Below are 21,203 nucleotides of genomic sequence, written 5' to 3' on the forward strand. Positions count from 1 at the left end.
CCTATGACACCGATTTTTAAATTTGAGGGTATTTACACCCCCCTCGTGACCCCGTTGCTGCCAGATGGCAGTTTTAATTTTGACGCGTTAGCGGATCAGATTGAGCATCTGATAGAGGCGGGCGTGCATGGTGTGATTTCTGGCGGTTCCACGGGTGAGAATTACGCTCAATCCGTGTCTGAACGGATTGAGCTGGCGCGGTTCACCAAAGAGCGTTTGAAGGGGCGGCTGCCGCTGACCGTGGGAACGGGCACCATGCGCACAGCGGATAGCATCGCATTGGCGACAGGCGCGCGCGAAATGGGGGCGGATGCCATATTGTTGGGGACACCGCCCTATGCCGTCCCAACCGAACGTGAGAATGCGCTCAACGCGCTGGCGATTGACCGCGCGGCGAACTTGCCTGTGATGTTGTACAACTATCCAGGGCGGATGGGCGTGAACATGGGCGAAGAGTTTCTGGATCGGGTTGGGCGCTCGCGCAATATTTGCGCGATCAAGGAAAGTTCAGGGGATATCAATCGGGTACACCTGTTGGCGCGGGATTACCCGCATATCCAGATGTCTTGCGGCATGGACGATCAGGCGCTGGAATTCTTTGCATGGGGCGCGCGCAGCTGGGTCTGCGCGGGCAGTAATTTCCTGCCCAAAGAACACGTCGCCCTGTATCAGGCCTGCGCGGTTGAGGGGGATTTTGACAAAGGGCGGCGGATCATGTCGGCGATGATGCCGCTGATGCGGGTGCTCGAACAGGGGGGCAAGTTTGTGCAATGCGTCAAACACGGTGTCACCATGGCAGGTATTGATACAGGGGGCATGATGCCGCCGCTCAAGCCACTGAACAAAGATGATAAACGCGAGCTAGAGCAGGTGGTGAAGGTTCTGAAATCCACTGTCGCTGCAATCGTGAAGGAGACAAACTGATGGGACTGCTGACACGCGAAGAATATGGCGCATTGGCCGCCGACATGGGCTTTGCCACTCAGGCTTTTGTGGATGGTGGCTATCGCCCTGCGGCTTCGGGAAAAACATTTGCCACGATAAACCCTGCAACAGGTGAAGAACTGGCGCAGGTTGCGGCCTGTGGTCCAGAGGATGTGGATTTTGCGGTCTCCAAAGCCCGCGAAGCATTTGAGGATGGCCGCTGGTCGCGCTTGCACCCCAGCGCGCGCAAGGATGTGCTGATCCGCTTTGCCAAGCTGCTGACCAGAAACGCCCGCGAACTGGCCGTAATGGAAAGCCTTGATGCAGGTAAAACCATCTTTGATTGTGAAACGGTCGATGTGCCAGAGGCCATCTCTTGTATTAAGTGGCACGCTGAAGCGATCGACAAGATTTATGATCAGGTCGCGCCTGCATCAGATGATCACCTCGCCATAGTTGTGCGCGAACCGATTGGCGTTGTCGGGTTGGTTTTGCCGTGGAACTTTCCCTTGCTTATGCTGGCGTGGAAAATCGGGCCTGCCTTGGCGTCTGGCTGCTCGGTAATTGTGAAACCAGCCGAGGAAACCTCGCTCACCGCGCTGCGGGTGGCCGAGCTGGCCCATGAGGCGGGTGTGCCGCGTGGGGTGCTGAGTGTTTTGCCAGGCTCTGGCCCCGAAGTAGGAGAGCCGCTGGGCCGCCATATGGATGTGGATATGGTCAGCTTTACCGGTTCCACCGTTACTGGCAAACGGTTCCTTGGCTATTCGGGGGAAAGCAACGCCAAAGAGGTCGTTCTGGAAATGGGCGGCAAGAACCCTTGCATTGTGATGGATGACGCAGAAAATCTTGACCTTGTTGCCGCTCATATCGCCAATGGGGCATTGTGGAACATGGGCGAAAACTGCTCGGCGATTAGCCGTTTGGTCGTTCATCGTGACGTCAAATCAGAGCTGTTGGACCGGATCGAGGCGCATATGCGCGAATGGCCTATGGGCGATCCCCTAGACCCTGAAACCCGTTTGGGCGCCATGGTGAGCAAGGCGCATTTCGACAAGGTTGCCAGCTATCTCGAGGATGCGCCAGAGGCACGGGTTGGCGGCGCGACGTCAGAGGGTGTTTTTGTTGAGGCGACGATGGTCGAGCTGCCCTCAAATGATCACCGTCTCGCACGCGAGGAAATCTTTGGCCCTGTCCTTAGCGTGATCGAGGTCGCCTCGTTTGATGAGGCGATCGCGGTGGCCAATGATACCGATTATGGCCTGTGCGCCAGCCTGTTTACAGCCAACGCCAAACGCGCCTTGCGCGGGGCGCGGATGCTGCGCGCAGGAACCGTGACCGTAAACAGCTATGGCGAGGGTGATATCGCAACCCCATTTGGCGGATACAAGCAATCGGGTTTTGGGGGCCGTGACAATAGCGTTCACGCCCATGATCAATACACGCAGCTAAAAACCATCTGGCTAGACCTAAGTGATGATGCGGATGAAGGCGTTAGCTAATGCGCGTCGGGTTTGTCAGAGCGGGTGAGATTGCTGCCGCTGGCACCGTGTTTGTGTGGCTCATGGCTGTCGCCTCGTTTGAAGGGGGCGGCGGCCTTGAAACCCGCCTAAGGGTATGAGCCGAAGTGCAATGCGCTTGCCCCGTTTTGCCACGGGTGCAGCATGGGCAGATATTTTGGGCGCGGGGGTGAACTATGCCCCCTTGCAGGGCGCTCGGCGTGCTGATGTTGTGATTGTGGGGGCTGGTTTTGCTGGGCTTTCAGCGGCGCGGCGGCTCACACAGTTGGACCCCCAATTGCGGATCACGGTCCTTGATGCGCTCAATATTGCTGAGGGAACGGCGGGCCGGAACTCGGGGTTTATGATTGATTTACCCCATGATCTGGCCTCCGAAGATTATGCTGGCGGTGGAGATGAGGCCGCTTTGATCGGGTTGAACCGACAAGCCATTGCTTTTGCGCAGGCAGGGGCCGAGGAATACGGCATCCATCCAGCCTATGTTGATCCGGCGGGCAAGGTGAACGGGGCCGCGTCGCCTGTTGCTGATGCGCATAACCGAACCTATGCAAAACACCTGACCTCTTTGGGCGAAACATCCGAGCATCTGGATGCGCAGGCTATGCAGGAACTGACGGGCAGCAAGCACTATGTCTCGGGCCTGTATACGCCAGGAACGTTGATGTTGCAGCCCGCAGGATACATCCGCGGGCTTGCTGATGGTTTGGCGCGTCACGGCGTTGCTATACACCCTCAATCTGCGGTGACGGCCTTTAAACGCGAAGGCGCAGCATGGCGGGTCGAGACCAAAGAGGGGCATATTTCAACGGATAAGATTATCCTAGCGACCAATGGACATATCGAAAGCTTTGGCATCGCTCGGGGGCGGTTGATGCAACTGTTCCTGTTTGCCTCGATGACGCCCGAGCTGGATGCCGAGCAGTTGCAAGCCTTGGGGGGCGCTGCGCGTTGGGGGGTTACCCCGTCTGATCCAATGGGCACCACCATGCGCAGGATCGACACCGCGCAGGGTGGCAACCGGATCATCACGCGGACCTGCGCCGTGCTTCGCCCTGATATGGAGGCCAGCCCCCGCGATGTCGCCCGTGCCTCGGCTGTGCAGCGGGGCAAGTTCGCGGCGCGTTTTGCGCAGCTATCCGGTATCAAGATGGAATATGAATGGGCGGGGCATCTTTGCCTCAGCCTGAATGGGGTGGCCTGCACCGATGAAATCGACGAAGGCGTGTTTGTTGGGGCGGTTCAAAACGGCCTTGGCACGGCGCGGGGGACGCTAACGGGTATTGCCGCTGCGGAACGGGCGTTGGGCCATAGCAGCGCGATCACGCGCTACTTTCAAGCCGAGGCCGAGCCGAAAAAGCTGCCCCCGCAACCCTTTGCAACATGGGGCGCAAATGCATACCTGCGCTGGAAAGAGCATCGCGCGGGGTTGGAATAGTAGACCGCCCCGAAACGCTGGCGTAAAGACAGGGTATGACACATCGTGCTTCCATCGTTTCCCGCCTGCAAAAACGGCTGGCGCAGTTCCTTAGAAAACGCCGCTTTGCCAATGCGCTAGAGCATGTGCACGGCGATGGCTTTGCCGTACCCGAGGGGGAGGTTCTGGCCATTGTGCTGGTGCGTGACGGGGCCTATTACCTTGATGCCTTCTTTGATTATTACCGCAAGTTGGGCATCCGCCATTTCGCCTTTATCGACAATGGCTCAACCGACGAAACGCTTGCCCGCCTGCGCGCTGAGGAAGGCTGTGTGGTTGACCGCGCCGTGTTGCCTTTGGCCCAATACGAAGACCTGATCCGCGCCTATCCTGCCCAGACCTATGGCCAGAACCGGTGGTGCCTTTATGTGGATATGGACGAGCAGTTTGATTTTGAGGGGCGTGAAGCCCACGGGCTGCCCGCGCTGATCCAATATCTGGAAAGCCGTGGCAAGACGGCAATGATGGCGCAGATGTTAGAGATGTTTCCGAACGCTCCGCTGGCCGAGGTTCAGGACCAAAGCTTTGCTGAGGCGCTGGCGTGTTTTGACTATTACGATATCAGCACGGTGAGCTGCTTTGACTATCACGCGCGCGAAATCCCGTTCGAAGCCCTGTTGCGCGGCAATCAGGTGGCGACTGACGCGCTGCAATTCAAATTTGGCGGTGTGCGACACAAAGTGTTCGGCGAGGACTGCTGCCTGACAAAACACCCGTTGATCTTTAACCGCCCAGAGGTGGTACCCGCGCCGCATCCGCATTTGTCACAGAACGTAAAAGTATCTGACATCACAGGCGTTATTCGGCACTATAAATTCGCAGGCAACATCGCGGCACGCGACGCCGAAAGTGCAGGCAGCGGCGATCTGGCCCATGGTGAGGATGAGGCACGCCTAAAGGTGCTTTCGGCGCAGTCGCAACTGACATTACATTCAAAAGACGCCCATAAATGGGAGGGGATCGAACCATTGTATAAGGCTGAATTCCTGAATGCGTCCCAATCCTATCGCGATTTCTTAGCAAAGCGGCCCACATGAACATTGCAGCAATTGTCATTGGCCGAAATGAGGGGGATCGCCTGATCGCCTGCCTCGACGCGCTCGTAGGGTTTGATCCGGTGATCTATGTCGATAGTGGCTCGACCGATGGGTCGGTTGAGGCGGCGCAGGCGCGTGGGGCGCAGGTGGTTGCATTGGATATGACACAGCCGTTTACAGCAGCGCGGGCGCGGAATGCGGGGCTGGGCAAGGTGCCGCAGGGCGTGGAATTGGTTCAGTTTCTGGATGGGGATTGTATTGTGCATGACGGCTGGCTGGATCAGGCCAAAGCATTTTTGGACCAACATCCCGATGTTGCCGTTGTCTGTGGCCGCCGCCGCGAAATCTATCCGCAAGCCTCTGTTTACAATGCGCTTATCGACGCAGAATGGGATACACCCATAGGCGAGGCTAAGGCCTGCGGAGGCGATGCCCTGATGCGCGTAGAGGCCTTGCGCGCCGTTGGGGGGTACCGTGACGATTTGATCGCGGGAGAAGAACCAGAGCTTTGTCTGCGCCTGCGGCAGGCGGGGGGGCGGATCTGGCGGTTAGGCGCCGAGATGACAGCCCATGATGCGCAAATCCTGTATTTTTCACAATGGTGGAAGCGTAGCAAACGGGCGGGCCATGCCTTTGCAGAGGGGGCCGCGCTTCACGGTAGCCCGCCCGAGCGGCACTGGGTCGCCGAAACCCGCCGCGCCTTGCTTTGGGGGCTTGGTATTCCTTTGGTAATCATTGCCTTGGCGCTCATCTTTGGCGCGGGGGCATTTTGGCTTGGGCTGATCTATCCGCTTCAGGTGGTGCGGCTATCGCGCCAAAGCGGTTGGCGCTGGGCGCTGTTCAGCGTTCTAGGCAAATTCGCCGAGGCGCGCGGCGCGATCAGCTATTACTGGCGCCAGTTAAGCGGCGGCAAAAAGCGCCTGATCGAATATAAATAACCTAGCGCTGGCGCCATGCGTCAAGTGTAAGGCGGGGCAAAATGGCAAAGCATTTAGCATAGCGCGGTACCATGCGTTTCGGGCTTTGTAGCGCGCGCCACAACCATTCCAGCGCAAGCGCGCGCATGAATTTGGGGGCGCGGACCTGATGGCCTGACAGGAAATCAAGGCCAGCCCCGATGGAGGCAAAACCGACTGCGGGGCATTTGCTGCGGGCGAAGGCGGCAAAAAGCTCCTGTTTGGGCGCGCCAAGAGCGATAAAGCAAAGGCGGGCGCCGCTGTCGTTTAGCATCGTGCAAATCTCTTCTGCGGCTGGGCCGGAGGGATCAAACCCATAGGCGGGGGCGTGGGTCAGACAGATGTTCAGGCTTTCTACCCGCTGTTCTAACGCAGCCTTTGCACCGGCCAGCGCCTCGTCCGAGCTGCCCATCAAGGCGACAGGCATCTGCATTTCGGCTGCGAGCTCACACAAAGGGATTACCAGATCAGAGCCGGGCATCAGCTCTAGCGGCTGCTGGGCAAGCTTTGACAGCCAAACCACCGGCCGCCCATCTGCGACCACTAAATCCTGCGCACGGTACGCTTCGGCAAAGGTTTCTTCACTGGGCAGTTTCGTCAGGTGATCGAGGTTCAGCGTCGCAAGAGCGAATCCATCCCCTTTTGCAAATTTTTCGCGAACCGCCTGAAACAATATAGCGCGTGTGGGGATATTGACCTCTACCGCTGAACGCCCTGTGCCAAATTTCATAGTGGACCTGTGCATGCTTGCCACAGCAGCCTGTGGTCTTGGATGTGGATGAATGCTAAAAATATAGCTTTTTCAAAGGAATGCAGGTTTTGCCTGCTGTGGATATCGTATTGCGGCGTAAACTACCTTGATGACAGGGGCCTGCCTAGAGTGTAAATGAAGCACCCTATCAAACAACGCCGTAATCAGGAGCGACATGCCAAACGGAATTGCATATCTGATGCTGCTGATCTGGCCGTTCGCTTGCCTTGTGTTGTTTCGCACGCAATCGGTTGAACGGGCGATCGTTTGGTCGATCCTTGGCGGGTATCTTTTACTGCCGCCCTTGGCCGAGTTTAACCTGCCTTTGGTGCCCGCAATGGATAAGGTTTCGATCCCCAGCCTGAGCGTGTTGGCCATTCTGGTTTTCGCCACGGCCCACAAGGTCAACCTACTGCCCGAGGGGCGGATTGCCCGCATTTTGGTGTTCCTACTGGTGTTTAGCGCGATCCCGACGGTTCTGACGAACCGCGAACCCATCCTGTTTGAAGTCCTTAGCAATGCGGATCCGATCCTGTTTTTGATTGACGCATTACCCGGCCAGTCGGTGCGCGACATCGGCTCTGTTCTGATCGGGCAAATCCTGACCATTGTGCCGTTTTTGGTGGCGCGCCAGTTTCTCAGCACCGAGACCGGCCTAAAGGAGCTTTTGCTGGCCCTGATGATCGGCGCGATTGCCTATTCGGTTCCTTCCTTTGTCGAAATACGTGTTTCTCCGCAGATGAACGTTTGGGTTTACGGGTTCTTTCAGCACAGTTTTGAACAAACCATTCGGGCAGGGGGCTATCGCCCGATTGTGTTTCTGCCGCACGGGCTTTGGCTGGCGTTGTTCGTTTGTAACGGGGCCATGGCGGCGGCCGCTTTGGCGCGGGTCTGGCCCAAGTTGAGCCGATGGAAAGCGGTGCTTTGGGTCGTTTATCTGATGTTGTTTTTGCTGGCCTGCAAAAGCGCGGCTTCGATTGCTTATGGCATGCTGCTGGTGCCGCTTATCTATTTTGCGCCGCGTAGGTGGCTGATATTGCTGGCAACCTTGTTTGCACTGATCGCAGTTACCTATCCGATGTTGCGCAATGTCGGGGTGATCCCGACCGATGCGATTGTGGCCAAAGTCGCCGAAGTGAACCCGAACCGCGCGCAATCGCTGGGGTATCGTTTCGACAACGAAGAGCAATTGCTGGATCGCGCTGCCGTCAAACCCGCTTTTGGGTGGAGCGGTTGGGGGCGCAGTCTTGTGCGCGATTCCGAGAGCGGAGAGATCCTGACCATTCCTGATGGCCGCTGGATCATTGTTTTCGGCAGCTTTGGCTGGCTTGGCTATATCGCCGAGTTTGGCCTGCTGTCCTTGCCGCTGTTGTTGCTGGGGGTATATGCGCTGCGCAACAGGCAGGCCGAGCTATCGCCTTATATTGGCGCTGTGGCGCTGATCCTTGGGATTACCTTGATGGATATGTTGCTGAATGCGACCCTCACGGCGTTCACATGGCTGACCGCTGGCGCGATCCTTGGCTACGCCGAGCGGTTAAATCCGCGCCGTGCCCATGTGCCGCGCTATGCGTTGCGAAACAGACCAATCATGGACCGTGAAAAGCGGGCCGAGTCGCAAAGCCTATTGTAATAGCTATTCTTTTTGGGCATTTGCCCAATAACCTCTATTGCGCCACATAGCTGCCCTTATTGTTTCCAAACTGGCTATAATGAGGGGATTTCCTGTGGTATTCTCCCCTCGTGGGGTGGTTGAAATTTCGCAATACGCCATGAAATAGACACTATCAACACGTACAAACGTGTCCGGACGAAGTGTTTTCGTCTCTGTAAATGGTCCGCTTTTTAATCAAATTACGTGGGAACATCTCACTGTCAAAAGCGGCCCGAAGGGTGAGACTATATGACTGAGCAGAGTCACAATATTTCAGTGCATGGCGAAGATATCGCCATCGTTGGCATGGCCGTAAATGTTCCAGGGGCGCAGACTGTTGCGGCTTTCTGGGATAACTTGCGCGATGGGGTGTCCTCCATTCGCAAGCTGACAGAGGAAGAACTGTTGGCAGCTGGTGAGACTCCGCAAAACATCGCCCGTAAGAATTATGTGCGCGCGGCCGCTGACCTGAAAGGGTTTGAGACGTTTGACGCCGATTTCTTTGGCTTCTCCCCCAAAGACGCGGCCATTCTGGACCCCCAGCACCGCAAGTTTCTAGAAGTCGCATGGGAAGCGATGGAGCAGGCAGGGCATGTTCCTGAAAATGTCGCTGGCCCCATTGGTGTTTATGCAGGCTGCGGTATGGGCAGCTATTTCTATTTCAACATCTGCTCAAACCCTGATCTGGTTGATGATGTCGGGATGTTCCTGTTGCGCCATACGGGCAATGACAAGGATTTCCTCTCAACCCGTGTGAGCCATGTGTTTGACCTGAAGGGCCCGTCGATCAACCTTCAGACGGCCTGTTCCACATCCTTGGTTGCGATCCACTATGCCGCTGCTGCGTTGCGCGCGGGCGAGGTGGATATGGCGCTGGCGGGTGGCGTGACGATTGAGCTGCCTCAGGGCCGTGGTTATGTGTTTAAAGAAAATGAAATCCTGTCACCTGACGGCGAATGCCACGCATTTGATCACCGTGCCCAAGGCACTGTGTTTGGATCAGGCGCGGGCTGTGTTGCGCTAAAGCGTCTGTCGGATGCCCAAGCTGACGGAGACCATATTTGGGCCGTTATCAAAGGGTCGGCCATCAACAATGATGGCGCGGCCAAGGCTGGATATCTGGCACCTTCCGTTGACGGGCAGGCCGAAGCCATTGGCAAGGCGCTTGATGCATCTGGCGTTGCAGCGGATCAGATCGAGCTGGTCGAATGCCACGGCACAGGCACCTATCTGGGGGACCCGATTGAGGTTGCCGCCCTGACCGAGGCCTACCGCACACAGACCGACAAAGAAGATTACGCGCGCATTGGGTCGGTGAAAACCAACATTGGTCACCTCGACACGGCAGCGGGTGTTGCTGGGCTAGTTAAGGCCACGCTGGCGCTGCACAATGATGCGATGCCTGCGTCGTTGGGGTTTGAGGCGCCAAACCCTGCAATTGGATTTGAAGGCAGCCCGTTCTCTGTGAATGACAAGCTCACACCGTGGCCGCGCCGCGCAACGCCACGTTATGCGGCGATCAATGCGCTTGGCGTTGGGGGGACAAATGCCCATGCGATTTTGGGTGAGGCGCCCCTGCAAACCCCATCGGAAGAAAGCGATTTTCCCTTTCATGCGCTGTGCATTTCGGGCCGCTCCAAAGCGGCACTAGATGCAAATACCGCAGCCCTTGCCGCCCATCTGCGGGCGCACCCTGAACAGGATTTGGCCGATGTTGCCCATACGTTGAAAAACGGGCGGCGCGGGTTTGAACGCCGTCGCGTTGTGGTCGCCGAAACACATGAAGAGGCCGCAACCCTGCTAGAGGCGGGCGATACCCGCCGCGTCTTTACCCACCAAGTCCTTGGCGTTGCGCCTGAGGTTGTGTTCATGTTCCCTGGTGGCGGGGCGCAATACCCCGATATGGCCCGCGACCTATACGAGACCGAGCCAGCCTTTGCCGAGGCGATGGATCGCGGTTTGGATCACCTCGCGCCGCAACTGGATTACGATATTCGTGCCTTGTGGTTGCCTGAGGGTGATAAAGAGGCGGCAGCGGAAACGCTCAAAAAACCGTCTGCGCAACTGCCGCTCATCGCGATTGTAGAATACGCGCTGGCGCAGCTGTGGATGAGCTGGGGCGTGAAGCCTGCTGCGATGGTTGGCCATTCGATGGGCGAAAACGTAGCCGCCTGTTTGGCTGGCGTGATGACGTTTGAAAACCTGATTGATCTGGTGCTGCTGCGGGGGCGCCTGTTTGATACCGTGCCAGCGGGTGGGATGCTTAGCGTGCCTTTGTCGCTGGAGGCGACCAAGGGGTATTTGGGTGATGATCTGGACATTGCCAGTGTTAATGGCCCCGAACTCACCGCTGTTTCTGGCCCTGACGCTGCGCTGCAAGCGTTGGCAGAGCGGCTGGCGGCGGATGACGTGGAAAGCCAGCGCATTGCCATTGATATCGCCGCCCACAGCCGCATGCTGGAGCCGATCCTGAATGATTACCGCACCTTCCTGAGGGGGCTGGACCTCAAAGCGCCCAGCATGGCGTTTATGTCCAACCGCACAGGCGTGGCCATCACCCCCGCGCAAGCGACAAGCCCCGATTATTGGGTGGAACAGCTGCGCAATACAGTGAATTTTGCAGATTGCATCGATACGCTCAGCCAAGAAGAAGGTCGGGTTTTCCTAGAGGTTGGACCGGGAAAGGCGCTGTCCTCTCTTGCGCAGATGTGTCCGGCGGTGAAACCCGCCCAAGTGCTCAGCTCTTTGCGCCATCCGGATCAGGATATCGCGGATGATATGTATTTCATGGGCATCATCGGCAGGCTCTGGGCCTGCGGTGTTGAGGCCGATTGGGATCAGATCTGGGGTGAGGCACGCCGCAACCGTGTGGTGCTACCAACCTATCAATTCCAACGCAGCCCCTATTTCATTGAGCCAAGCGAACAGGCCGTGGCCGAACGTGCGCCAGAAATCGCGCGCATCGATGATGTTTCTGAATGGGGCGCGGTTCCCAGCTGGCGTGCAAAATACGCCGATGTTGATGCGGATATTGAGGCGGCTCTGACATCTGCAAAGAATGATATCTGGTTGATCTTTGCCGATGCAGACGGCGTTGCGCAGCCCGCGATTGAGCGCCTGCGCGCAACTGGTGCCCAAGTGAGCGTTGTTCAGGCGGCTGACAGCTTTGCGGATATGGGGGATGGTCAGTTCACTTTGGCCCCTGAGCAGGGTCGTGAAGGCTATGACGCGCTGATGGCGGCCTTGGTCGCGGCCGAGCGTACCCCGACGCGTATCGCTCATTTCTGGGGGGTTACACGCGAGCAAACCCATCGCCCTGGCAGCAGTTTTTATGATCGTATGTTGGAGCAGGGGTTTTACAGCCTTCTATGGCTTGGCCAAACGCTGGCCGAGCTGGAGGCGCCCGCGCCAATCCATCTGAGCGTGTTCACCAACGGTGCAACGCAGGTTGCGTCCGAACCGCTCCCTTATCCTGAAAAGGCGATGATTAGCGGCCCTGCAGGGGTGATGCCACATGAGATCAGCGATCTGACGGTATCGACCATTGATCTGGTGCTGCCTGAGCTCGCAGAGCCGAAAGGGGTGTTCGCACGTCGGGCTGCACCTGAGGTTCAGATCGACGTTACAGGGCCTGTCCTTGAGGAATTGCTGGCCACACCAGAGAATGCGGTTGTGGCGCTACGCGATGGCCGCCGCTTTGTTCAAAGTTTCCGCAGCCAAAAGTTGGCGACGCCTGAGGCTCCCTCCTTCAAGCAAGGCGGTACCTATCTGATAACTGGTGGTTTTGGCGGGATCGGCCAGACCATTGCCGCGGATTTGTTAGCATCCTACGGGGCCCGCGTTATCTTGCTGAGCCGCAGTGCCTTGCCTGCGCGCAAAGATTGGGATCGCGTATTGGCCACGACCCATGCGGGGGACGCGACCGCGCGTCGTATCCGTGCTGTTCAATCGCTTGAGGCTTTGGGTGGCCGCGTTGAGGTGGCCGCTGGCGATGTGGTGAACGTTGCACAGATGCGCAAGGTGATTGACGGGTTGCTATCGCAGGGGCCAATCGACGGGGTGATCCATGCGGCAGGTGTGTTGGATGACGCGCCGCTGCTGGGGAAAACGCAAGCGCAGGTTGATGCTGTGCTCGCGCCAAAAGTCCAAGGTCTGCGGGTATTGGACCAATTGCTACCCGATGGGACCGTTGATCTGATGGTTCTGTTCGCCTCGACCTCGACGGCGACACGTGCCGCAGGGCAGGTCGATTATGTTGCCGCCAATGAATATTTGAACGCTTTTGCCAAAAGCCGCGCTGCGGGTGACACGCGCGTTGTTGCGGTGAACTGGGGCGTTTGGGCGGATGTTGGTATGGCTGCCGAGGCCGTCGGCCACGCACCGGTTGAGAGCCTGCCACCACGCAAGCTGGATGCGCCCTTGTTGGACACAATCGAAGTGCTGGAAGGTGAGACACGCTTTGCGACGACGTTGCACGCGAAATCCGATTGGGTTCTGGATCAGCACCGCATGGCGGATGGCACGGCGGTCATGCCTGGAACGGGCATGGTCGAAGCCTTTGCCCAAGCGGCACGAAACGCGGGATTGGATGCGCCGTTTGCTTTGCGCGATCTGTATTTCCTGCGCGCCTTTGAAGCGCCAGAGGGGGCACCACGGACCATGCGCCTGTCGCTGGAACGTCAGGCTGAGGGCTTTAGCGCCAGCTTGCTAAGCGATTGCGTTTTCGAGGGACAGCTCGGGTGGCAAATTCATGCCGAAACCTTAATCTCAAATGTTAAGAGTGACGCGCAATCTATTGATCTTGAAGCGATTTCATCAAAGCTAGGTGCCGTTCAGGAACACGATGGCGCGCATATGCCAACGCCGCAAGAGGCCCATCTGAACTTTGGTCCGCAATGGCAGGTTTTGCGGGCGCGGCAGTTAGGTGACGGGCAAGGTTTGGCGCGTTTGATGCTGGAGGCTCCGGTAGAGGCTGGGCAAATTCTGCACCCTGGTTTGATGGATCTCGCGACAGGTTGGGCGGTTGAACTGGCTTCGGGATATGACGGGGCGGACCTTTGGGTGCCGATGTCTTACGGTGAAATCACCGTCTATGAGGCGCTGCCGACAGAGATTTACAGCTTGGTCAAACTTTCGGCATCAGGCGAAGATAACGCCCGTTTCGATGTAACGATTTGCGATGCTTCGGGTAAGGTTTTGGTCGAAGTTCGCGATTTTGCGATGACCCGTCTGGCGGGTGGGTTCGCGGCGCAATCTGCCCCGCTTAGTGCGGCAGAGGTTTCCTTTGACGCAGAGCCGAACGCCGAGCCAACAACGCAAAGCGAAGCCGAAGAGCGGCTGGCTTATATGGTTTCCCAAGGGATCACTGCGGCCGAAGGGCCAAAAGCCTTGGCGCGCGCATTGGCTGCGGATGTGCCGCAGGTCTATGTTTCATCTTTGCCCTTGCAAGCATTGATCGAGCAGGCGGATACGCCGCCGCGTGAGCTGCCCAAGGGCCAAAGCTTTGAGCGGACGGACCTTGAAGGGTTTGTGGAACCGCAGGGGCCTGTCCAGATTGAACTGGCGCAGATGTGGTCAACCTTGCTGGGGGTCTCGCCTGTTGGTGCTGATGACAGTTTCTTTGATCTGGGGGGGCATTCATTGATCGCGGTGCGGTTGTTTGCTGCCGTTAAACGTGAATTCGGGGTCGAGTTCCCGATTTCTGTTTTGTTTGAAGCCCCCACAATTGCCGATATTGCAGCACGGATCACGGCGCAGACTGGCGAGGTTCCGGTTTCGGGCAACGAAAATACCAAGGACCAGCCAGCTGGGTTTACCCATCTTGTGCCGCTGAACGGGGTTAACCCGTCAGGCGCTTCGCCATTGTTTGTGGTAGCGGGAATGTTTGGCAATGTCTTGAACCTACGCCATCTAGCGCTTCAATTTGCTGATACGCGGGCGGTGTTTGGGTTGCAGGCGCGTGGGCTGATTGGCGACAGCGAACCGCATGAAACGATCGAGGAAGCCGCAGCTGATTACATTGCTGAAATTCGGCAGGTTCAGCCGCATGGCCCCTACCTTTTGTCCGGTTTCTCTGGCGGCGGAATCACGGCTTATGAGATGGCCCGTCAGCTAAAGGCTGATGGTGAAACGGTTGCGGTGCTGGCGCTGCTGGATACGCCGCTGCCGGTACGTCCTAGCCTTGGAAAGCTGGACAAGGCCTTGATAAAGATAGCAGAGTTCCGCCAGAAAGGGCCGCGCTATTTGGTTGAGTGGGTACAGAACCGTATCGCATGGGAAAAATCCAAGCGGGCTGGAAAAGCCGAAGAACCAGTCGGCGCGCAGTTTAACAACACCAAGATCGAAGCGGCTTTCCTAAATGCAGTTGGCCAGTACCAGACACCTGATTGGCAGGGGGAAATGACACTGCTGCGTCCTGTGTTGGATCGCAAATTCAAAGTATCAGGTGGTAACTGGGTCAGCGACGCCCGTGAGTATGTTTTTGCTGACAATGAGTGGACCCAATATGCGCCAAAGGTCACCGTGATCGAGGTGCCTGGGGATCACGATAGCATGGTTCTTTCGCCCAACGTTGTTGTGATGGCGTCCGAGTTGCGTGAAATCATTGCTGATGCGCTGGCGGCAGATTTGCCCCAGCAGGCCACCGCGGCGGAGTAATTAGACATGACCCATCCGACCGTATTGTGCGTTTTGTTAAACTTTCGCACGCCCGAAATGACCCTACGCGCAGCCGAGGCGGCATTGGCGGATTTGCACCCTTTGGGGGGCGAATTGATCATTGTTGATAACGCCTCTGGGGATGGTTCATTCGAGATGATCTCAAACGAAGTCGCCGCGCGTGGCTGGGGTGAGGGCGGTTTGGTGCGGGTTGTACCCTCTGCGGTGAATGGCGGCTTTGGCGCTGGAAACAACATCGGCCTATCGATGGTGCGCAGTGACGGGCAAGCCCCTGATTATTATTATGTTCTGAACTCGGATGCCTTTCCCGACGCGGGCTGCATTGCAGCGCTGGTGAACCAGCTAGAGGCCGATCCAAAGGCGGGTTTTGCCTGTAGCCATATTCGCGGCGAAGACGATGTTGTTCACACGACGGCCTTTCGCTTTCCCAGCATCGCGGGTGAATTCGTTGACGCTGCCCGTCTGGGGGTTATCGAAAAGCTGTTGCCAAAGGCCTCGGTGCCGATGGCGCAGCCCCATGAAACCTGTCGGGTGGATTGGAGCGCTGGCGCGTCCATGATGATCCGCAAATCCATGCTGGATGAGATCGGGACATTTGACGAAACCTTCTTTTTGTATTTCGAAGAAACTGATTTGTGTTTGCGGGCTGGACGCGCTGGCTGGTCATGTTGGTACGTGCCTGACAGCCGCGTTGTTCACATTGGATCGGTTTCAACAGGGATGAAGACCAAACGGCGCATGCCGTCCTATTGGTACGATTCCCGCCGCCACTATTTTATCAAAAACCATGGTCGTGTTTATGCGCTTGCCGCTTTGTTGGCGCATCTTGCGGGGGGGCTTTTGCACCGCTTGCGTGTGGGGTTGGCAGGGCGCCGCCCCCAAGATCCAAAGTGGTTTTTGACTGATTTACTATCCCATGCGGTTACACCTTACCGCACGTCCCCGGAGGACTTATCATGACTGCTCCCTTTAACGCTTCTGCTTTCTCCTGTGTCATTCTTGGTGATCAGTCGTTGACGATTGCTTGTGCGGAAATGATCGTGGCTGGTGGCCATAATGTGGTTGCGATGGTCAGCACGGATAAAGACGTGTGCGCATGGGCAGATACCAACGGGATCAAGGTATTAGCAAAGCCTGCTGATCTAGTTTCGGGTGAGGTTTCTGGTTTCGACTGGATGCTGAGCATTGCAAACTTGCGCATTATTCCTGACGCTGCATTAGCGCTGGCTGGCATAGGTGCTGTTAACTTTCACGATGGGCCGCTGCCCCGTTACGCTGGTCTGAACACCCCTGCATGGGCGATCATCAATGGCGAAACGCAGCACGGCGTCAGCTGGCACATGATCGAAGGCGGCGTGGATGAGGGGGATCTCCTCGCCCAAGAATTGCTGGACATCGCGCCTGATGAAACGGCGTTTAGCCTGAACTCGAAATGTTATGCGGCGGGCATGGAAAGCTTTGGCCGTGTCTTGGGCCAGTTGGAAAGCGGGGCATTGGAACGCGCGCCGCAGGATTTGTCCCAGCGCAGCTATTTTGGCCTGAACCAACGGCCCAGCGTCATGGGATTGATCGATTTCTCGCAAACATCAGAACAAATTTCTGCGTTACTGCGCGGGTTGGATTTTGCCGGCTACTGGAACCCATTGGGCGTGGCCAAAATCGCGGCTGAGGGTGTTGTTTATTCCGTCGAGGCGGCTGAAGCATCCTCAATGGCTGGGCCAGAGGGGGCGGTTCTTGAAACCGGTGCGGATCATATCGTCGTGGGCTGTGCGGGCGGTGCGGTAAACCTCAAAGGTGTTAAGCCGCTCGGCGGGTTGTTCAAGCTGCCAGCAGTTGGAGCATCGCTGTTGGTTGCAGACGCGCCATTGGCCGCCTTGCAGGACCAGCTGCTCAAGGATGAACCATATTGGCGCAGCAAACTGGCCGCCATAGACGTGATGCCAATCCCGCTGGCCCATGGAGCCGCAAAGGGGGAATGGAAGGTAAAAACCATCTCCCTTGACGCGGGAAAAACCACTGAGGATGCGGTTGAGGCGGTTGTCTCAGCGATGGCATTTGGCGCAGGGCAGGATGCTGGCGATATCGGTTATGCGGTCAGCGGCGCCGCTGACCCCTTTGCCTCTTCGTGGGTTCCCTTGCGCAGTGATGCTGCAATCGCAAAACAACTGGCGCGGATTGCGCAAACCCGTGGTTTCGCCTGTGACTTAGCCCTGCGCGATCCAGCAATCGAGGTAGAGACACCAAAGATCATGATCGCGGATGAGCCAGTATCTGGCAGCGCTTTGACCCTTTCGATCACTGAGCAGACAATCACGCTGCAGGGGGATGCGGGGCTGCTGTCGGATGGGGCGATGGATATTCTGGCCGCGCGCATCGAGGGCGCTTTGGCGGGCGATGCTGGATTGCCAAGCGTCGAGCGTGATTTGTTGTTGAGCACGTGGAATGACACCGACACGGATTACCTTGCCCAGCCTATTCACAGCGGGTTTGAGGCGCAGGTCGAAAAGACACCGACGGCAACTGCCTTGGTATTTGAGGATCAGACCTATAGCTATGAGCAGCTGAACGTAGCGGCCAATAAACTGGCCCATCGGCTAATTGCGATGGGGGTTGAGACAGGAACACCTGTTGGCCTTGCCACATCTCGTGGGCCGGATCTGTTGATCGGCGCATTGGGGATTCTCAAAGCTGGCGGTGCCTATGTGCCGCTTGATCCCGCCTATCCGGCGGACCGGATCAAACACTATATCTCCGACAGTGGCGCGCCCGTTATCGTGACGCAATCCGCTTTGGCGCAGAGCCTGCCAAGCGGTGAGGCCAAACTATTGGTGCTGGACACAGATGCCGAGTTGGCCACTGCCGCGCAGAGTAACCCCAACGCAGGCGCCAGCCCCGAAACGCTGGCTTATCTGATCTATACCTCAGGTTCGACGGGGACGCCAAAGGGTGTGATGGTCAGGCATGGCAATGTTGCGAACTTCTTTGCAGGGATGGATCAGCGGATCAGCTATTCTGATGGTGATGCTTGGCTCGCCGTGACAAGCCTGTCGTTTGACATCTCGGTGCTAGAGCTGTTCTGGACGCTTAGCCGTGGCTTTAAACTGGTTCTGGCTGGGGATGATAGCCGTACCGAGCTGAGCCGTGGGCCGATCACGGTTTCCGATCAAAAGATCGACTTTAACCTGTATTACTGGGGTAATGACGGTGGCGTCGGGCGTGAAAAATATCGCCTGCTGTTAGAAGGCGCGAAATTTGCCGATGCCAACGGCTTTAATGCGATCTGGACGCCCGAGCGACACTTTCACGCCTTTGGTGGTCCTTACCCGAACCCTTCGGTCACGGGCGCTGCTGCGGCCGCGGTAACTAAAAATCTAGATATCCGCGCGGGCTCTTGCGTGGCGCCGTTGCACCATCCGGCCCGTATCGCCGAAGAGTGGGCGGTGATCGATAATCTGACCAACGGGCGTGTCGGGCTGGCGATTGCCAGTGGCTGGCAGCCAGATGATTTTGTTCTGCGCCCCGAAAACACGCCGCCCAACAACAAACCGGCGATGTATACCATAATTGACCAATTGCGCAGCCTTTGGCGCGGCGATGCGGTTGAATTCCCGACCAAAGACGGCACACCCTTTGCCGTCGTTACCCAGCCACGTCCGGTTTCGGCCGAGCTGCCTGTCTGGGTCACCACGGCGGGGAACCCCGAGACGTGGAAAGAAGCGGGTGAGATCGGCGCCAATGTTTTGACCCACCTTTTGGGCCAGTCGGTGGCCGAGGTCGCGGATAAGATCAAAATCTACCACACGGCCCTGCGGGGCGCGGGCCATGATCCGGCTGATTTTACGGTCACCGTGATGCTGCACACCTATCTGGCGGAAACCCGCGAGCTGTCCGAGGAAATCGCGCGCGAGCCGATGAAGGACTATCTGCGTTCCGCGGCTGGGTTGATCAAACAATACGCATGGGCCTTTCCCGCATTCAAAAAGCCAAAAGGGGTTAGCAACCCGTTTGAGGTGGATTTGTCTGGGCTGGGCGAAGAGGAAATGGAAGCGATCCTCGAATTTGCTTTCCAGCGGTATTTTAACGACAGCGGCCTGTTTGGCACGATCGAAGACGGGCTTGAGCGCGCAGAAGAGCTAAAGCGGATCGGTGTTGGCGAGATTGCCTGCCTGATTGATTATGGCATTGCGCCTGACACGGTCTTGGAAGGGCTAAAGCCATTGGCCGAAGTTCTAAAGCGCAGCAATGCAGGGGCGGCGTTGGAGGCCGATGACTTCTCGCTTGCGGCACAGTTGATGCGCCACAAGGTGAGCCATATGCAGTGCACCCCGTCCATGGCGCAGATGCTGGTCACCAACGATGAAACGCGCCACGCTTTGTCTGGCGTAAAAGAGCTGATGGTGGGGGGCGAAGCCTTGCCTGGTGCCTTGGCCGCTGAGCTGATCAAAGCCTGCGGGGGGCGCGTGCAAAACATGTATGGCCCAACGGAAACGACGATTTGGTCTACAACCCAGATGGTTGAGCAGGCCGAAGCAACCGCCGCGATCGGTACACCCATCGCAAACACCCAAGTTTACGTTCTGGATGATGCTTTGGCCCCTCGGCCTGTTGGCGCTGCGGGCGAGCTGTATATCGCGGGGGATGGGGTCACCCACGGTTATTGGAACCGTGAAGAGATGACAGCCGAGCGTTTTGTGCCCAACCCGTTTGGAGCAGGGCGGATGTATCGCACAGGCGATCTGGCCGCTTGGCGGGGGGATGGCAGCCTAGGCTTTATGGGGCGCGCGGATGATCAAGTGAAAATTCGCGGCCACCGGATTGAGCTGGGCGAAATCGAAAGCGCCTTGGCAGCTTTGGAGGGGATCACTCAGGCGGTTGTCGTGGCGCGCAAAGCGGCTGGTGGCGATCAACTGGTTGGGTATGTCACAGGAACCGCCGTGAACGAAGAGGCCTTGCGCCGCGCATTGGGGGCACGTTTGCCCGATATCATGGTGCCTGCGCGTATTGTCGAAATCGCCCGCATGCCGCTGACCCCAAACAAGAAAATTGACCGCAAGGCGCTGCCCGCGCCCGAGGCCAAGGTGGACGCCAATCCTGTAGCGCAGGCCGCCCCCGAAGATAGCACGCAGGCCGCCATCGCCGCCGTTTGGAGCGCGATCCTTGGGGTTGGAAATATTCGACCATCGGATAACTTCTTTGCGCTGGGCGGGCATTCCTTGCTGGCTGTGCAAGCGCACCGCGACATCAAGGCCTCACTTGGGATCAGCAAGCTGGGGATCACGGACATTTTCCGCTTTCCGACATTGGAAGGTTTGGCTGCGCATTTGGACAAGGGTAACGCGAAACCCGAAGCCCAAGCCGCGCCAACGCCGCAGGCAGATGCACCCGCAAAAGCCGAAACCATGTCTAAACGGCGCGCAATGCGCGCTGGGCGGAGTAGGTAAAACACGTGACAGAACATTTCGATCCAGAACTTGTCAAAGGGTTGACTGAATCAGTCCTTCCCAAAGGGCTGTCGGTTGCCGCGCGCAACCCGCGACAAATGCCAATGGCGACCGAGCCACAGGAAAGTGTTGCGGTTAAGGGCGCGGTGCCGAGCCGTCTGTCCGAGTTTCACGCAGGCCGCGCTGCTGCGCGTTCGGCAATGGTGGGGTTGGGGCTTCCCCCCCGTCCTGTTCCGATGGGGCCGGATCGTGCTCCGATCTGGCCGGATGGTCTGACTGGCAGTATTTCGCATTCTGAAGGGGCTTGTGTTGCTGCTGTTGGTGAAATCCGCGATTGGGCAGGCATTGGCGTTGACCTCGAAGAGGCGACAGGCCTAGACCCACTGCTGGTGGCCGAGATCTGCACAAAGTCAGAACAAATTTGGTTGGGAACACAGCCAGCTTCAGAACGGAACCTACTGGCGAAACTGATCTTTTCTGCAAAAGAAGCAGCTTATAAGGCGCAATATTCTATCACCGGTTCATTGTTTGGCTTTCAGACGCTCGAGCTTGTGATTGATCGCGATGAAAGCCGTTTTCAGGCGGTTTTCCTAACGGCTCAGGGGGGTATTCCCGCTGGGTCAATTCTTGCCGGTTCTTATGTTTATGCGGCTGGCCTGCTTGTCACTGGCGTTACAGTTAGGCAATCTGAAAGAGAACAGCTGTTAGGGGCTTAGTGGAAATGCGGGGGGCTGGTTTGCCGTCGCCACTGGTTTCTAACGATCTGATTTA

Annotated in this window: 11 protein-coding genes; 10 read left to right on the forward strand and 1 reads right to left on the reverse strand. The window is 57.4% G+C overall.

Features of this window, described 5'->3' with window-relative positions:
• The first annotated feature begins 3 nt into the window (after positions 1-3).
• The 5 genes from Z948_RS0113510 to Z948_RS0113535 all read left to right on the forward strand — a co-directional run bounded on the left by Z948_RS0113510 (position 4) and on the right by Z948_RS0113535 (position 5,890).
• Complete coding sequence (locus Z948_RS0113510; RefSeq protein WP_025060092.1) at positions 4-924, forward strand: dihydrodipicolinate synthase family protein; 921 nt, start codon at positions 4-6, stop codon at positions 922-924.
• Positions 924-2,423 (forward strand): aldehyde dehydrogenase, encoded by a 1,500-nt coding sequence (locus Z948_RS0113515; protein WP_025060093.1) that lies wholly within the window; start codon positions 924-926, stop codon positions 2,421-2,423. The genes Z948_RS0113510 and Z948_RS0113515 overlap by 1 nt, the downstream gene beginning before the upstream one ends.
• A 115-nt stretch (positions 2,424-2,538) precedes the next feature.
• Positions 2,539-3,876 (forward strand): NAD(P)/FAD-dependent oxidoreductase, encoded by a 1,338-nt coding sequence (locus tag Z948_RS0113525; RefSeq protein WP_025060094.1) that lies wholly within the window; start codon positions 2,539-2,541, stop codon positions 3,874-3,876.
• A 35-nt stretch (positions 3,877-3,911) separates the two neighbouring features.
• Positions 3,912-4,952 (forward strand): glycosyltransferase family 2 protein, encoded by a 1,041-nt coding sequence (locus Z948_RS0113530; protein WP_025060095.1) that lies wholly within the window; start codon positions 3,912-3,914, stop codon positions 4,950-4,952.
• The gene (locus Z948_RS0113535) at positions 4,949-5,890 is read left to right on the forward strand and encodes a glycosyltransferase family 2 protein (protein ID WP_025060096.1); all 942 of its coding nucleotides are present in this window, start codon (positions 4,949-4,951) and stop codon (positions 5,888-5,890) included. Before Z948_RS0113530 ends, Z948_RS0113535 begins: the two co-directional genes overlap by 4 nt.
• 1 nt (position 5,891) lies before the next feature.
• Here the strand turns inward: Z948_RS0113535 and Z948_RS0113540 are convergent, their stop codons facing one another.
• Entirely contained in the window at positions 5,892-6,638 is a 747-nt protein-coding gene (locus tag Z948_RS0113540; RefSeq protein ID WP_025060097.1) for a WecB/TagA/CpsF family glycosyltransferase, read from the reverse strand.
• 196 nt (positions 6,639-6,834) lie between these two features.
• On the opposite strand from Z948_RS0113540, the gene Z948_RS0113545 reads away from it, so the two are divergent.
• The 5 genes from Z948_RS0113545 (at position 6,835) to Z948_RS18140 (ending at position 21,148) form a co-directional block, all read left to right on the forward strand.
• Positions 6,835-8,292, forward strand: a complete 1,458-nt coding sequence (locus Z948_RS0113545) for a membrane protein (RefSeq protein WP_025060098.1) — start codon at positions 6,835-6,837, stop codon at positions 8,290-8,292.
• Positions 8,293-8,562: 270 nt separating this feature from the next.
• A complete protein-coding gene (locus Z948_RS0113550; protein WP_025060099.1) occupies positions 8,563-14,970 on the forward strand; it encodes a type I polyketide synthase in 6,408 nt (2,135 codons plus the stop codon).
• A 6-nt stretch (positions 14,971-14,976) separates the two neighbouring features.
• On the forward strand, positions 14,977-15,951 hold the full coding sequence (locus Z948_RS0113555) for a glycosyltransferase family 2 protein (protein ID WP_025060100.1): 975 nt from the start codon (positions 14,977-14,979) through the stop codon (positions 15,949-15,951).
• Positions 15,948-20,432 (forward strand): MupA/Atu3671 family FMN-dependent luciferase-like monooxygenase, encoded by a 4,485-nt coding sequence (locus tag Z948_RS0113560; RefSeq protein WP_025060101.1) that lies wholly within the window; start codon positions 15,948-15,950, stop codon positions 20,430-20,432. Before Z948_RS0113555 ends, Z948_RS0113560 begins: the two co-directional genes overlap by 4 nt.
• A gap of 5 nt (positions 20,433-20,437) precedes the next feature.
• Positions 20,438-21,148 (forward strand): 4'-phosphopantetheinyl transferase family protein, encoded by a 711-nt coding sequence (locus Z948_RS18140; protein WP_025060102.1) that lies wholly within the window; start codon positions 20,438-20,440, stop codon positions 21,146-21,148.
• Positions 21,149-21,203 lie beyond the last annotated feature (55 nt).

Origin of the sequence: Sulfitobacter donghicola DSW-25 = KCTC 12864 = JCM 14565, from assembly GCF_000622405.1 — a bacterium.
Lineage (GTDB): Bacteria > Pseudomonadota > Alphaproteobacteria > Rhodobacterales > Rhodobacteraceae > Sulfitobacter > Sulfitobacter donghicola.